This window comes from Lyngbya aestuarii BL J, assembly GCF_000478195.2.
GTDB lineage: Bacteria > Cyanobacteriota > Cyanobacteriia > Cyanobacteriales > Microcoleaceae > Capilliphycus > Capilliphycus aestuarii.
In genome coordinates, this window is record NZ_AUZM01000018.1 from 33705 (window position 1) to 50300 (window position 16596).

10 protein-coding genes are annotated in these 16596 nt (G+C 39.9%); 4 read left to right on the top strand and 6 right to left on the bottom strand.

Annotated elements, in window-relative coordinates:
* Window positions 1–92: 92 nt before the first annotated feature.
* From M595_RS09935 to M595_RS09960, 6 genes are all read right to left on the bottom strand, one after another.
* A complete protein-coding gene (locus tag M595_RS09935) occupies window positions 93–2975 on the bottom strand; it encodes a hybrid sensor histidine kinase/response regulator (protein ID WP_023066036.1) in 2883 nt (960 codons plus the stop codon).
* A gap of 106 nt (window positions 2976–3081) precedes the next feature.
* Window positions 3082–7017, bottom strand: a complete 3936-nt coding sequence (locus M595_RS09940; protein ID WP_023066044.1) for a GAF domain-containing protein — start codon at window positions 7015–7017, stop codon at window positions 3082–3084.
* 82 nt (window positions 7018–7099) lie between these two features.
* Window positions 7100–7630 carry a chemotaxis protein CheW gene (locus M595_RS09945; RefSeq protein ID WP_023066055.1) on the bottom strand — a complete coding sequence of 177 codons (531 nt, stop codon included), beginning with the start codon at window positions 7628–7630 and terminating at the stop codon, window positions 7100–7102.
* A gap of 197 nt (window positions 7631–7827) precedes the next feature.
* Window positions 7828–9069 carry a response regulator gene (locus tag M595_RS09950; protein ID WP_052001738.1) on the bottom strand — a complete coding sequence of 414 codons (1242 nt, stop codon included), beginning with the start codon at window positions 9067–9069 and terminating at the stop codon, window positions 7828–7830.
* Between the two features lie 507 nt (window positions 9070–9576).
* Window positions 9577–9963 (bottom strand): response regulator transcription factor, encoded by a 387-nt coding sequence (locus M595_RS09955; protein ID WP_023066037.1) that lies wholly within the window; start codon window positions 9961–9963, stop codon window positions 9577–9579.
* An 86-nt stretch (window positions 9964–10049) separates the two neighbouring features.
* Window positions 10050–11213: a response regulator gene (locus M595_RS09960; RefSeq protein WP_023066094.1), complete on the bottom strand. Its 1164-nt coding sequence runs from the start codon at window positions 11211–11213 to the stop codon at window positions 10050–10052.
* Between the two features lie 644 nt (window positions 11214–11857).
* Between M595_RS09960 and M595_RS09965 the strand changes: the two genes are divergently transcribed.
* From M595_RS09965 to M595_RS09980, 4 genes are all read left to right on the top strand, one after another.
* Window positions 11858–13663, top strand: a complete 1806-nt coding sequence (locus tag M595_RS09965; protein WP_023066065.1) for a two-component system response regulator — start codon at window positions 11858–11860, stop codon at window positions 13661–13663.
* A 58-nt stretch (window positions 13664–13721) separates the two neighbouring features.
* A complete protein-coding gene (locus tag M595_RS09970) occupies window positions 13722–15044 on the top strand; it encodes a hybrid sensor histidine kinase/response regulator (protein ID WP_152983556.1) in 1323 nt (440 codons plus the stop codon).
* Window positions 15045–15097: 53 nt separating this feature from the next.
* Window positions 15098–15976: a YihY/virulence factor BrkB family protein gene (locus M595_RS09975; protein WP_023066033.1), complete on the top strand. Its 879-nt coding sequence runs from the start codon at window positions 15098–15100 to the stop codon at window positions 15974–15976.
* A gap of 136 nt (window positions 15977–16112) precedes the next feature.
* The gene (locus tag M595_RS09980; protein ID WP_023066048.1) at window positions 16113–16589 is read left to right on the top strand and encodes a DUF4079 domain-containing protein; all 477 of its coding nucleotides are present in this window, start codon (window positions 16113–16115) and stop codon (window positions 16587–16589) included.
* Window positions 16590–16596: the final 7 nt, after the last annotated feature.

Consider the following 16596-nt stretch of genomic DNA (forward strand, 5'->3'; position numbering starts at 1 on the left):
TTTCTTGAATCCTATTTGTTAATGATTTTGGAGCTAACTTGATCTAACTTTCTCAAGTCTGTCATCTGATTTTTCCATTGTCAATGCCTTGATTAGCACTGAGCTTGTAAGATCTCAATTAACTCTTGCTTCACCCACGGCTTTGTCATGTAACCATTTGACCCTAACTGTTGAGCTAATTGACGATAGCGATCACTTTTTCGAGACGTTAACATGAGTACAGGAAGCTTTTCTCGGGAGAATTTGCGACGACAATGACTTAGAAATTCTAACCCATTCATCTCAGGCATTTCTAAGTCACAAATCACGAATTTTATTTGAGGATATCGTTGCAATTTAGCTAATCCGTCTTTACCGTGTTGAGCAGGAATTACAGTATATCCTTCTTGCTGCAATGTTGCACACAAAGATTGACGGGTTGTGAGTGAATCATCTATCACTAAAATAGTCATCTGTTTTTTAGTTTGAGATGTTGACTTAATCTCACTCTGAATTAGCATTACTTTGTCAGTTGTTGCTTGTTGTTTTTGTTGCCATTCTTCTAACAACACCGGACTATCAATCACTGGAACTAAACGACCATCCCCTAATATTGTACAACCATAGAAATAAGACGGTGCTTTTAATACTTTTCCAAAGGGTTTAATGGTTAAATTTTGTTCCATTAAAACTTGATCAATTCTTAAGCCAATAGTTTCTAATCCTTCCGATAACAACAATACCATGACCTTTCCTGAAAATTGTGCAGTTCGGTTTTTTTCCAAAGCAGAGAGATGAGATTGTTCAGGATGAGTAGGAGTTCCCCGATAGCGATAGTTTGACAATATTGACTGAACTAAAGGAACTTTTTGTCCTAACCAGTTATAAACTTGTCCGCTTTCATGAGACTCAATTTCTTCTGGAGAAGCGGAAACAACTGCCCCCACAGTATCCATTGCAATTGCAAATAAATAATCATCAATTTGAAAGACTAAGAGTTTGGTAATGGTCAGTGACCACGGTAGACGGAGAATAAACTTTGTCCCTTCATTGACTTCAGAGACTATAGTAATATTACCTTTTAAAGCTTTGACTTGATGAGAAACGGCTTCAAGTCCAACCCCTCGCCCGGATAAGTCAGTGACGCGATTTGTTGTTGAAAAATCCGGTAAAAAGAGTAAATCATATAACTGATTTTTGGTGAGATGTTGGGCATCTGTTTTAGAGATAAGTCTTTTTTCAACTGCTTTTTTCCTAATTTTTTCTAGATTAATTCCTCGACCATCATCTTGAACTTCGAGATAAATATAGTTTCCTTGATTATAGGCTTTTATTTCTATTTTTCCTTCGATAGGTTTCTGTTTCTTTTGACGAATTTCTGGGGGTTCGATACCATGATCAAAAGCATTTCTCACGAGATGAACAAGCGGATCATAAAGTTTTTCTAAAACGGCTTTATCAATTAAAGTCTTCTGACCGATGAGGTTTAATTTAACTTTTTTACCTTTGCGAATAGATAAATCTCGCACCATTCTTGGAAATCTATTGAATAGAGATTCTATAGAAATCATCCGAGTTTCTGTGAGATTTTTTTGAACTTGTTGGAGGGTTTGTTGTCGCTTTTTGACAATTTGCTGACTTTGAAAACTAAGCAATTTCATTTCATACAAAATCTGCTCGACTTTCTCCATTTCATCTAAGGTCTTTTGAACATCAGTTTTCAGCAAACCTGCTTGATCCCAGTCTTCTAGGTTGAGATGATTATTTGGGGAACTATTAAATTCGGTGGCTTCTTGGAGTCTACCGATAAATTTATGAAACTGATTCCAACTTTTACTTAGTGTTTCTAAAGAAGATTTTAATTGCTGATTTTGGAGTAAAAAGCTATTGTCTTGAGTTGCCAACTCCCCAACTAAATTATTAATCGATTCTAAACGATTTAGATCAACTCGCACTCCTAATGTTAGTTGATTGTTCTCTCCAGAATCAGCAGCAATGATCGCAGTTGATAATGGTTTTGATGTTTCTTCAGGAGGGGTTTCTGTTACTTTTTGGGAGGATTTTTCTGGAGGTTGAGGAGAATCTTGAGTTAAGGTTAAGGTAGAAACAGACTGATCCGCAATTTTATGATTATTTTGGCGAGATTTTGGCGAGGTTTGAGATGAAGTTTTAGCAGAAGTTTTATGAACAGTTTGAGAATTTGTTTGAGAACTTGATTGAGTTTGAGATTGAGTTAACTTTAAAAGCATTTCACTGGGTTTTCCGCCAGAGGTGCGATCGCCAGATAATACCGCTTTTTGAGCTTCCCAAAAGTCAACTAACGCGAGTTTACCAATTTTTATACTTAACTTTGGATTAACTTGAATGGCTTTAATTGTCACCTCTGCAATCATCGCAAACCCGGGCAAACTGAGCATTTTCCCCAGTGTTGCAAAGACTTCTGCTTGATTTTTTAACTCCTCAGAAAGATTATAATTTTGAGGATGAATTAACATCTGTTTCCAACGTCGTAACCCAGACGGAACTTCTTCCTTAAACAGAAATATAGTCATATCTGTTTCCATCGGAACTTCAGGAAGTTCTGAAGCTTCATCTAAGGAATGTCCGAGTAAGGCTTCAATTTTTGGAAAAATCAACTGTGAACGTTTAGCAACTGCTTCTTGTTGACATTTACCCTTTTCAATTTGTTCAAGAATCGGCGATCGCAAACAGTCAAACGCCTGTAACAATAACTCCTCTAATTCTAAGCTAAAAACCGTATCCTTAGCGTACAATGCCCGAATTGCATTTTCCAAGTTGTGAGCAATATCTTGAACCCCCATCAACCCCACACAAGCCGCCCCTCCTTTGATCGAATGCGCCGCCCGCATCAGGGAGTGAAGTTTGGGCATTTCATGTTCTTGCGTCAGCGTCATTAACCCTTGTTCTAAAATTTGCAAGAGTTCTAAAGATTCTTGTACAAAAAATTCATAAGCTTGGTCATTAGTATCAATCATTTTTTGAGAGAAGATAGAGTTAAGAATCTAGAATATCATGCTCTGTAGAGACATTACAGACAACGCCTCTACATTAGAAAAACAATTAACAATTTACCGCCCTATATCAGTCATTATTAATCGTAAATTGAGCGACACCCTTTTGAAGTTCACCCGCCACACCCAACAACTGTGTAAAAGACTCAGCAACGGTGAGAGATTGTTCCGAGGTAGAATGAGCAATTGCAGCGACTTCTTGCATTGTACCGGACAATTGACTGGAAGTTTGGGCTTGAGTGGTTGCAGAATCGGCAATTTCTTCGACTAACTCCCGAATTGAACGACTCACCTCCACTAAATCCGTTAAGGTGTGACGAGTATCTTTCACCAATTTTGTTCCTAATAATACCCGTTTCATTCCCACTTGCATCGCCCGAATTACCTCTTTTGTTTCCGCTTGAATTTCTTCAACAATTTGTTCAATTTCTGCCGATGCACTTGCAGACTGTTCGGCTAAAGTTCGCACTTCTGTTGCGACTGTTGCAAACCCTTGATCATCTTGACTGGCGCGAGTGGCTTCGACAGAGGCATTCAACGCCAAAACATTAGTTTGGTTCGCAAACTCCCCAATTAAACTAACAACTCGGGAAATCTTCTTAGACGCTTCGCCCAAATTTTTCACCTTACGGGCGGTTGCATGAACCGTTTTTTGAATCACCACAATTCCCTCAACGGTGCGGTTCATTGCCTGATCTGAAGTCTGCAAAATCTGACTGGCTTGTTGAACTTTCATTTCTGCGGCTTGGGCATTTTGAGCCACCGCTTGAATCGAATTTGCCATGACTTGAATCTGAGTCAAGGCATCTGAAATTGTTTCAGCTTGTCGCAAAGCTTCATTCGATAATTGCTTAATCTCCTGTTCACTTCCTTGTGCGGTTTGAGTCACCACAGTCGCTGCTGATTGGACTTGCAAAACTAATCGTTGTAAGTTCTCAATCGTAGCATTAAAAAAGTCCGCCACTGTTCCCATTACCCCTTCACTGACTCGCGCCCGTACCGTTAAATCTCCACTAAATGAGTCTTCAATATCTTCTAAAAAGTCTTCTATTTGTTGTTGCAGCATTTCATTTTGTTGCTGCTGTTCATCGGATGCTTTTTCTGCGGCTTGACGGGCTTGTTGAACTTGTTCGAGCAGTTGGGCTTGTTCGAGGGCATAACCGACTTGCAACGCCACTTGTTTAAACACTTCGACTTCTGATGCTGCCCATTGTCGCTTACTGGAACATTGATGTACTCCCAACAAACCATAAAGTTTTTGATCGACTAAAATCGGCACAACAATATTCGCTTTCACTTGCCATTTTTGTAGTTGTTCTTGGTGACAATCACTCAACCCAGCAGTCGTAATATCTTCAGTCACCTGAATTTTACCTTTGCGGTAAGCTTCGACATATTCAGCCGGAAAACAAGGAACTTCGGTTTCCATTTCTATGATTTTTAACCAACCCGGTTTAACGGACTCAAATGAGATTTCCCCGTGCCAATTTTCATCAAACCGATAAACAACAATTCGATCCGCTTGCATCAAAGATAACGATTCTTCTACCGTCGTGTTAAAAATTTGTTCATAATTAAGAGACTGACGAATTCGAGAACTAATCTCACTCAGTTGACGCGCTTGTTGAGTCGCCGCCCGTTGTTGTTCTAGCAGAAACGCCTGATCGACCGCGTAACCGACTTGAATCGCAATTTGCCGAATAAAGTCAATTTCTGTCGATTTCCATTTGCGAGGACTCGAACATTGATGAGCAATTAATAACCCCTGTAATTTTTGATTCACCACAATCGGCGCGACTAAATTTGCCTTGACTTCAAAGGGTTCAAGCTGACGAAGATGACAGTCTGTTAACCCCGCTTCATAGATATTTTCTGTGGCTTTTACCCGACCTTTCAGGTAAGGTTTAACATAGTTTTGAGCAAAACAGGGATCGGCGATATTTGCCCCCAACGCCTCCGGAAAACCGACCGCCACCGATTCGGCAACCACAGTCCCCGCCCAATTTTCATCAAATTGATAAACAACAACCCGATCGCTTTTTATTGCCTCTTGAGTATCTTCAACCGTAGTATTAAAAATATCTTTGGAGTTGAGAGATTCGCGAATATGAGAACTAATTTGATTGAGGCGGGTTGCCCGTTCTGCGGCTTCTTGTTGTTGTTGGAGCAAAATCACCTGATCGAGTGCTAAACTCAGTTGGGTAGCGAGTTGTTTAACAAAGCTAATATCAGACTCTTTCCACGCTCTCGGCCCGGAACATTGATGGATAATTAACAATCCGTGTAAACGAGTTTCAGCAATAATTGGGGCGACAATATTGGCTTTCACTGCAAAGGGTTCGAGAAGTTTAATATGACACTCACTTAACCCGGACTCGTGTAGGTTTTCCATCGTACTGACCCGACCCCGAAAGTAGGGTTTCACATACTGACCCGCAAAGCAAGGATCAGCGATTTTTTTACCCATCGTTGTCGGCCAACGTTTATCTACCGATTCTGCAACAACGGTACCGATCCAATCTTCATCAAATTGATAAATAATTGCCCGATCTGCTTTTAAGGCGCTGCGAGTTTCTTCAACAATCGTATCAAAAACTTCATCTGCACTCCGAGAGTTTCGCAGTTGGGTAATAATGTCATTGAGAAGACGGGCTTTTTTGGCGGCCGCTTGCTGTTCTTCGAGGGCTGAGGCTTGGTCGAGGGCATAACCGACTTGGATGGCAACGTTGCGAATCAGATCGATTTCTAAGTCTGTCCACACTCTCGGCGCTGAACATTGATGAGCGATTAGTAGCCCCATCAGTTTATTATTAACTAAAATTGGAGCAACTAAATTGGCTTTAACGGCAAAGGGTTCGAGTTGACCCAGATAGCATTCAGTTAAACCCGCTTCATAGATGTTGGTTGTGGCTTTAACTCGTCCGCGTAGGTAGGGCTGTACATAGCGATCGGCAAAACAGGGATCAGCAATTTGCGCCCCTAACGCCATCGGCCATTGGTTATCGACAGACTCGGCAATGACGGTACCTTTCCAATGGGCATCAAATTCATAAACCACGACGCGATCGCTATTGATTGCCTCTCGGGTTTCTTCGACTGCCGCAGTCAGAATATCTTCAACGTTGAGGGATTTTCGCAGTCCGGTGTTGATCTGGTTGAGGCGTTGGGCGATGCGGGTGGCTTCTCGTTGTTGTTGTAATAATAAGGCTTGATCGATCGCATACCCGAGTTGAATGGCGAGTTGTCGCATAAATTCAACTTCTGCATCAACCCACTGACGGGGTTCGCTACATTGATGGGCGATCAGCAAACCATATAGATGGCCGGTGGGGTTGTCGCTGGTTTTGGCCAGGATCGGGGCAACGAGGTTTGCCATGACTGCAAAGGGTTCGAGTTGATTGAGATGACAGTCTGTTAACCCCGCCTCATAAATGTTGGCAGTGGCTTTAACTCGGCCTTTTTGGTAATATTCTACATAGCGATCGGCAAAGCAGGGATCGGCGATTTCCGCACCAAAGGCGATCGGCCAATTGAGGTCTACCGACTCAGCGACAACGGTACCTTTCCAATTCTCATCAAACTGATAAACAATCACGCGATCGCTTTGGAGGGCAGCCCGGGCGTCTTCAACGAGGGTTTTGAAGATATCTTCTAACGTTAGAGATTCCCGCATTCGGGAGGTAATTTGGTTAATCAGTTCGGCGCGTTCGGCTGCTGCCCCTTCTTTTTCAATTAAGGCTTGCAGTTGGTTAACTCGGCGATCAATATTAGACCGTAATACATTTAATTCTTTGGCTAATATTGTGGTTTTGGCTTTCAATCCGATCGGGGGAGTCGCCGAGGATTCAACAACGGTTGGGGTGATTGTTTCTAGATCTGCGGTTGATTCGGAGGAGTTAGATTTGGTGTTTTCTGTGCCTTTTTGGGGAGAAAGTGCCGCGCGACGATTAGAATTGGACGGGCGATTGTCGGGGGAGTTTGAAGGACGATAAGGTGTTTTAGTCATTGGTTTTAGTGTTAAATTATCGGGGGATATTTTTAGGCAAAAAGGGGTTGATTGATTGCAACAAAGGGATCAAACTCAATGTTTATTCCTGAACTAAATCTCGGAGGATTGCTTCGAGATCAAGAATGGGTAAAATTGTATCTTGAGAACTGACCCAACTTCCTTGAATCCAATGGGGTTGAATCGGAGTGATTGATTCTTTTTGATGGGGAGATTTTTTGAGGGATTTAAGTTGAGAATAACTGAGTTCAGGTGCTTGAATACTCGAGGATTCACAGCTTATTAATTCCCCGATTTGAGCGACCCATAAACCAATATTGCCTCGGTGAATTCTGGCTTTAATAATGCTACAATTAGACTGAATGTTTGTGGGTTTTCTCAGCGGTTCAAAACCAAACAGATAGGCAAGATCGACCAACCAAAGGACTTCCCCTTGCCAGGGACAGACTCCGATCACCGCTAAAGGCATCTCTGATATCGGTATAATTTGGGTGGGATCGAGTCGAATGATCTCTGCTAATTGGTGAGCGGACAACAGGGCTTGCAGAGTGGGGTTGAGCGAAAAACTAAAAAATTGTTCAGTGGGAGTCGAACTGGCAGATTTCCCCTTCATTTTCGGTCTAATATGATAAAATCAATAACCTAAATCGAAGATTTTGATTCGACTTTTGGTTAACTTTCTTTATTTTAACTTAACTTTTCTTAAAATCTGCTTGAGCTTAAAAAAACGTTTCAGAGTTTTTTCGGGGTGTCAATCCTGTATTTAGGGTAATTTGAATCCCTCAATTTTTTTAAAGGTTATCCTATTTTTTAAGAATTGATCATCGGTTTAACCGTATAATCAGAAGTCGGAGCGGGATCTTTTTTAGCTCCTTCTCTGAAATTGTAAGCTCTCAGCAGGGGGAATTTTTGGGCGAGGTGTTGGCGAACTACTTGCAAAGTCTCGCGAGGATTGGGCGGCTTACTCAAAAAATCCGTTGCACCTGCGATTTTGGCATAGTTTCTATCGACGACTGTATCTCGACTGGTGAGAATAATCACAGGGGTATTCTGAAAAATAGGAGCATTGCGTAAAAACTTACAAACAATATATCCATTTGCATTGGGCATGACTAAATCCAGAAAGATTAAATCAGGTTTATGTTCTGCAATTTGAGCCAGTCCTTTGACGGGATTTTGAATACTTAAAATTTGACATCCCACAGGTTCGAGAATTTGCTTGAGACTTTCTACTGCAACTGGACTATCATCAATACAGGCGATTAAAGGTTGTTTACGAGTTGATGTTTTTTCGGTTTGAACGGTTAAATTATTCGTTTGTTCGGCAACTGAATCAGTCTGTACAGCTAAATCGGGCAACATTCTAAACTTTAAAAGTCCTTTCTGAACTAAAGGAATTAAAGCACGAGCAATCGTTACAATCGGCTTTTGAATTTTCTGGGAAATATCCCATAAAGTTAACTCTCCATTGAGATATTTGACTAAACCGGAGAGGGCTTTGGGATTGACGGGTTTTGTTAAAATCGGAGCCAGATTAGGGTCAAGATGGCTTAAATGAGCCGTTTGCCATTGCGTTTGCATCTGGGTGACTTGAAGTAAAATTTTTTTCACTTCTGAGTCACAAAAAGAAAGGTGTTTGGAAAAGCCAGACTGGAGAGCAGTTTGAGCTTCCCATTGAAACTGGAAGTCAACATAGCGACTCATGGAAAACAACACTTCACTGATGACTCGTCGGATGACTGCTTTGGCTTGAGTCAGGTTGAGTTCTTGACGACGAATTCCTTGGTATAAAAGTTTATATTCCCAAAGTGAAGAATTGAGAGAGGAGGGGAGTTTAACCGTAATTTTCGGACAGTATTTGTCAACACTTCTTGACCAACGACGCACACGATGAATGTGAGAGGTTGCATACAACAGTTGACCCTGGCTGAAGTAAAGACTTCCTTCTTCAGTATGGCTACTAAGAATGAGGATACCACTTTCGTTCTGTTGACTCAATCTATCGAGTTCTTCAGCGAGCCGCTTGAGATGTACAGATTCTATTATGGTCATGGTTGGTTGGGTAGACACAGAATGAGCAATATTAGATAAATCAGGTAGATAGAAGCGATAACAAATACCAACTCTACTCCGTAAGATAGATTGACATCTTCGCAGGAAGTTGGTAATTCTACTGTATCATTAAGGCTGATCGAAAATTACACCTGAATTTCGATCAGGCGACAATTGCATCTCAAAACTAGAAATACAATCTCATTTCTTTTTTTATTTTCGTCGAACTCATTGGGTTCTGATCTCAATGAGTCTCAGAAAATTTACATCCTTCCCCAGATCTATCAGATGTCACAGGCTTCTACATCTAATTTTAAATCGTTTTTCTGATCTTGATATTAATTTTTGTTGAACAGTCTAAAAAATCTTGTTTGTGAAACAGTTTATGCTGATTGAGTCAATTTCTCTCAATGATAAATTTTGTATTGAGTTTACAAGGTAAAATTGAGTATTTATCATCAATACTTTCCCGCTCAATCAACCCCCATTATTTTCAAAAAAATGATTCTAAGCGAGTCCTGCTTTTCCAGAAGGCAAAGTCACCTTTCTAACTGTGTTGATTAATTCTTCGCGATCAATTGGTTTGGTTACATAGGCAGATGCTCCTTGTTTTAAGCCCCAATTCTTATCAATTTTGGCGGATTTACTTGAACAAATCACAATCGGAATATGAGCAGTTGTATTTTGATTTTTTAGCTCCCGACACAATCCAAATCCACTTTGACCCGGTAAAACTACATCCGTAACAATAGCATCAAAAATTTTATGTTCCAGCAAAACTTTTGCAGCTTCAGCAGTGCTAACATTATGGACATCAAAACCCGATTGACGCAAGCAACCAATCATCAGATCGGCTTCAGTCGGATTGTCTTCTATCACTAATATACTTGTCATTGAACAACCTCATCAAAAATTTAAAATGTGGACTCAAACTTCATTCAAAATTTACACTCGATTCAATCCTATATGATAACTTAGGTTTAAACCTTGGAGGATTGAGGCAGATATTTGCGAACCAGTTCCAGAGTTTCCTGTGGCTGAGGAGGCTTAACCAGAAAGTCAGAAGCACCCACAAGTTTAGCACGACTTCGATCAATCACATTATCCTGACTGGTCAAAATAATCACAGGTGTTTTTTCAAATAAAGGTGCATTTCGTAAAAATTGACAAACTGTATAACCATTAGCATTAGGCATGATTAAATCTAAAAAGATTAAATCAGGTTTTTGTTCAGCAATTTGAGCCAAGGCTTTTATGGGGTCTTGAATTCCGACAACCTTATAGCCAGCAGGTTCAAGAATTTTGCGTAAACTTTGAGCGACAACCGGACTATCATCAATACAAGCAATCAAAAACGGAGTTTTAGGGGTTGTTTGAGGTGAACGAACTGAAGCCGAAGTCGCCCCTGTTGGTGTTGGTAGAGGTGTGGATAAATCTGGAATTTGCCGCAGTTGTAAAATCCCTTTTTTGATCAAAGGAACCAAAGCACGAGTAATACTGATGACTGATTTTCCCATCCTTAAAGAAATATCCCAGAGGGTAAACCTTCCATCAAGATATTGGGCTAGACCCGAAAGACTTTGAGGATTGAGTTTCTTTTTAGAAGCCGGAGATAAATTCGGATGAATGCTGCTTAAACCTGCTGTTTGCCACTGCTGCTGCATTTGAGCGGCTCGTGTAAAAATTTGCTCAATTTCAGAAAAAGACAGGGCTAAACCGAGAGAAAGATGAGTCTTTTTTTCAGAAGAAGGTTTCCATTCAAGACTAATATCAGTATATCGAGCTAAAGAAAATAACACTTCTAAACTGACTTGACGAATCACAATTTTAGCTTGAGTCAGACTAATTTTTTCTCGGGCAACTCCTTCATAAAGCATCTGATATTCCCACGGTGTTGTACTCTGATCAAATGTCAGCAACGCCGATGAAGGTTGCCAATCTGGACAATACTTGAGAACTGCTCTTTTCCAACGTCGTACCTGATGACGCTCAGTTGTAACATAGAGTAGCCGACCATAAAACAGGTGAAACTTTCCGTCTTTGTCATGGGTAGAGAAGCACAAGTCTCCGGTTGCCATTTGTTGACATCGGTGATCGAGTTCTTGTACCAATCGCTGATAGGGAGTAGATTCGTCAGTTTTCATCCAATCCTCATTTTCTCATAATGTTTGCCGATAGAGGAAACTTGGCAATCATTAGGGAACTCAGTTGATCCTTTATTTTTTATTATCACACATATAGGTGACAACAGGACTAGAGGGCACTCATCATCTGGGTTGTTAGAAATAATATTTGATTAAGTTTTTCCGTAAAATCTACCTGTGTATAGAGAAACTCTGTATCCTCTTGATCTACACATTCCGTAATGTTATGTTCATTTAGTATTAGTGATCAGAGAATATTAACAATTGTCTACACATTTTCAGTCAATTTATAAAAAAGTTTATTCTTCATTCGCCATTCTCCTTTCCGAGAGCATCAACCCAACTTCTCTCTGTTTGCGGCTCGGTTTATGCTTAAGGTATAATCTAATCTACTGGGTTGATCTTGTCAAGGAAAACTGAACCTGTACACCCTGACCCGATCTTCTGGAACAGTCACACCGAGTTAATGCAGGTTCTTCTCTATATAATGTCCAATATTGATTGTTTTTAATCAATATTTCATCAGTTCTCAAATTCTAATCTAAAAAAATTATCAAAATCGACTTTATCGCTCCGCACTCTTGAAAATTTATGGATAGACTGAATCAGATTCAGATTGTTATGTTAGTTACTCCCCACCTGCAATGAATCAAAGCACCCCTAACTTTATAAAAGCCGATATCCTGATTGTTGATGATACACCCATGAATTTACGCCTGCTCTCAACGATGTTGAGTGACCAAGGCTATGAAGTGCGTCAAGCAATTAATGGAAAAATGGCATTGACGGCAGTACAAACTTGTCCACCGAGCTTAATATTACTTGATATAATGATGCCTGACATCGATGGATATCAAGTCTGCTATTTTCTTAAAAATGATCCTAAAACTGCTGAGATTCCGATTATTTTTTTAAGTGCTTTAGATGATGTTTTAGATAAAGTTAAAGCTTTTAAAGCGGGAGGGGTAGACTATATTACCAAACCGTTTGAATTTGAAGAAATTTTAGCGAGAGTCAAAAATCAACTCGCCTTAAAAGATGCTAAATTAAAACTTAGCACCCTAAATGCTCAACTTGAAAAACGAGTCGAACAGCGTAAAAAGCAGCTTGAAGTTGCCAATGCTAAACTCCTAGAAATGGCACTGCATGATCCGTTAACGGGATTACCCAATCGTCGATTTTTAATGGAGCAATTAGAACAATCACTCAACCGAGCTAAACAAGATTCACAGGCTCAATTTGCCGTCTTATTTTTAGATTGCGATCGCTTCAAAGTCGTCAATGATTCACTCGGTCATTTAGTCGGAGATGAACTGCTAATTGCTCTGAGCCGTCGTTTAGAAACTTTACTCAATCCCGATGATATTTTAGCACGATTGGGAGGAGACGAATTTATTATTCTTCTCCAGTCGATTCATCACTCTCAGCAAGTCACTCAAATTGCCAATTCTATTTTAGAGGCTCTTTCCCACCCCTTTCAACTCGAAGAACATGAAGTTTTTATTAATACAAGCATTGGGATTGCTCTTGGGCATCCAAACTATGAAAATCCCGAACATTTATTAAGAGATGCAGATAATGCAGTCTACAAAGCAAAAGCATTAGGTCGAGGTCGATATCACATTTTTGACTCAACTTTACACGTTGCTGCGATTAATACTTTAGAGCTAGAAACAGAACTCCATAAAGCGATTAAAGAACAAGAATTAGTCGTTTACTATCAACCCATCGTCGTTTTAAACACAGGTAAAATCGTGGGTTTTGAGGCTCTCGTTCGTTGGCAGCACCCCACCCGAGGTTTGATTTCTCCCCATTCCTTTATTCCTATTGCCGAAGAAATTGGATTAATTATTCCGTTGGGTAAGTGGGTTTTACATCAATCTTGTCAGCAACTTCAAACCTGGCAAAAACAAAATCTAGTTGACGATTCTTTCTTTATTAGTGTCAATCTTTCGGCGCGACAACTGACTCAACTCGATCTAAACGAACAGGTTGATAAAATTCTCCATGATACTCAAATTAATCCTGAATGTTTAAAACTCGAAATTACTGAAAGTTCCTTAATGGAGAATCCTCAAATTGCGATTGATATTCTTCAAAAATTCAAACAACGAGGAATTCAGTTAGGCATTGATGACTTTGGTACGGGTTATTCCTCACTCAGTTACTTACATTATTTTCCCTTAGACACCCTCAAAATCGACCAATCTTTCGTCAAACAGATTAATGAAACCTCAAAAAAATTAGGATTGGTTCCAATTATTATTAATATCGCTCAAATTTTAGAGATGAATGTGATTGCAGAAGGGATAGAAACTCAAACTCAGTTAAGACAACTGCTAAGTTTAAATTGTAAATTAGGTCAGGGGTACTTATTTTCTTGTCCCGTTAATGCAGAGGAGGCAATTCATCTCGTTTCATCTAATGAATGGCAAAATTTAATTCCCTAAAAAGAATATTGAAATTCGGTTTTTTTAAAGGTTACATCAAAAAATATGCTCGATAAATATGATGAATCCACTGGAAGATATTTCTAATAAACCGGATATTCTCGTCGTTGATGATACCCCGGCAAACTTACGTTTGCTGTCCAAAATGATGACCGAGCATGGCTATAATGTGCGACAGGCAATCAACGGAAAAATGGCACTCACTGCTATTAAAGCCGTTAAACCTGATCTGATTTTGCTCGATATTAATATGCCTGAGATGAATGGCTATGCAGTTTGTGAAACCCTTAAACAGAATGAAGAAACTTGCTCTATTCCGATCATCTTTCTAAGTGCGTTAGATGATGCCTTAGATAAAGTAAAAGCCTTTCAAGCCGGAGGATCAGACTATATAACTAAACCCTTTCAGCTCGAAGAAATTCTCATCAGAATTAAAAATCAACTTACCATTCAACAGTTACAAAATAAACTACAACATCAAAATCAGCAACTCAAAACAGCCTTAAGTGAATTACAAGTCACTCAAGCCCAACTGGTTCAACATGAAAAAATGGTAGGCTTAATGCAATTGGTTGCTGGAATTGCCCATGAAATCAATAATCCCATTAGCTTTATTTCGGGAAATATTGAACCTGCAAATCAATATATTCAAGACTTGGTGAAGTTAATTCAACTCTATCAACACGAATATCCTCACCCGCCAAAAACAATTCAAAATATGATCGAAGAAATCGATTTAGATTTTATAGTCTTCGACTTGCACAAAATAATGGGTTCGATGAAAAACGGAGTAAATCGAATCTGCACAATTATTCTCGCTTTACGGATTTTTTCTCGGTTAGATGAATCTGATATCAAATTAATTAATCTCCATGAAGGAATCAATAGCACCTTACTACTTTTAGACCATCGACTCAAACTTCCCAACAGTCCCTTAGACATTAAAATTATTAAAAATTATGATAAAATCACTAAAATCACCTGTTATGCGAGTCAACTCAATCAAGTATTTTTAAATCTATTAAGTAATGCAATTGATGCAATTGAATCGAAATTAGCTCAACATCAGGTCGAGTTTCAAAATCCCACAATTTGGATTACGACTGAATTACAAGATAAAAATACAGTCAAAATCAAGATCAAAGACAACGGAATTGGGATTTCACCTGAAGTCAAAACTCGTTTATTTGATCCTTTTTTTACCACAAAGCCCGTCGGAAAAGGAAGTGGACTAGGCTTATTAACAAGCTATCAAATTGTTGTCGAAAAACATCAGGGAAAACTTGATTTTCATTCGGTATTCGGAGAGGGAGCAGAGTTTGTGATTGAAATCCCGGTTCATCAAAATCTGATCAAGTCAGAAGCACAGAGTAGCTTTTAATTTGACTTGCTGTTAAACTCAACTATGATGTTGACCCTGTTTGCTGAAAAGTCGTGAACCTAAACACCATTTGGAGTCTGCTCAAAGAAACCTTTAACGAATGGCAACAAGATAAAGTTCCTATCCTGGCTGCTGCCCTTTCTTATTATATGATATTTTCAATTGCACCAATTTTAATTTTGGTGATTGCAGTTGTTGGTTTTATTGTCGGGGAACAAATCGCTCAAGATGAAGTTTTTGCTCAGTTAGAATCTTTTTTCGGCTCAGAGAATGCCGCTTCTATTCGTACCATTCTACAAAATCAATTTAGTCCTAGCTCCAATATTACCGCCACTATAATTGCTGTTGTCACGATTCTCTTTGGTGCGACAACAGTTTTTGCTCAACTCAAACAAGCCCTAAACCTAATTTGGGGAGTCGAACCCAAACCCGGACGAGGGGTTAAAGGCTTTATTCAAACCCGAATTTTATCAATTTTAATGGTCTTAGGGATTGGATTTATCTTACTCCTCTCCCTGATTATTAGTTCGGTTTTATCAGGAGCAACCACCTGGCTAGAACAACATTTGTTTATCCCCAGTTTTGTCTGGACATTAGTCGATTTAGTCATCTCTTTAAGCCTCACCACTCTACTATTTGGTCAAATCTATCGAGTGTTACCCGATGTGCGAATTGCCTGGAAAGATGTCGTCGTAGGAGCGGGGATAACAGCCATTTTATTTACCATTGGAAAATCCTTAATCAGCCTTTATCTCGGCAACAGTAGCATCGGATCAGCCTATGGTGCAGCCGGATCATTTGTGATTGTATTAGTGTGGATCTTCTATTCGACTCAAATTTTTCTCTTTGGTGCCGAGTTTACACAAGTCTGGTCACGGCGATATGGGTCACAAATTAGACCCAACAAAAATGCAACCTTGACTCGGGAATAGATACTCACGACAAGTATTAACCCATCAAGAAATGTTCATTTAAAAGATTAAGGTCTCGCCACCCCAGGGGATCAACAACAGCCATTAAACTGTATGATCAAAAAGATCAGAATCAATTAATTTTTGAGGGCAGAAGATGAATCTAAGTCAACTCTTGGAACCCATTGCCAGTCAGTTCCGAAGTTTAGGGATTCCAGAACCCATCACCCACTGGGGACATCCCGTGATGATGGGAATCGTGGTTTTAGCGATGGGTAGTGCTGTCGCTTACACCGGATGGCAAGGGCGAATTGCCAGTGATAAAGAAGTCTCACTGAAAAGCCGTTCATCCCATCGTCAAATTGCACCGTGGATGTTTATCTTCATGGCACTAGGCTATACAGGTGGACTCCTGTCGCTGGTGATGCAAAAACAACCCATTCTCGAAAGTCCTCACTTTTGGACGGGTACGGCATTACTCGGTGTATTGGCACTCAACGGTTTGATTGCTTTTACGGGTTTCGGTGGCAATAAAGATTCCCTGCGAATCACCCATGCCTACCTGGGAACCTTAGCCGTCGGTATGATGTTAATTCATGGCATACTGGGTCTGAAATTGGGCTTGTCCATCTAAACGAGGG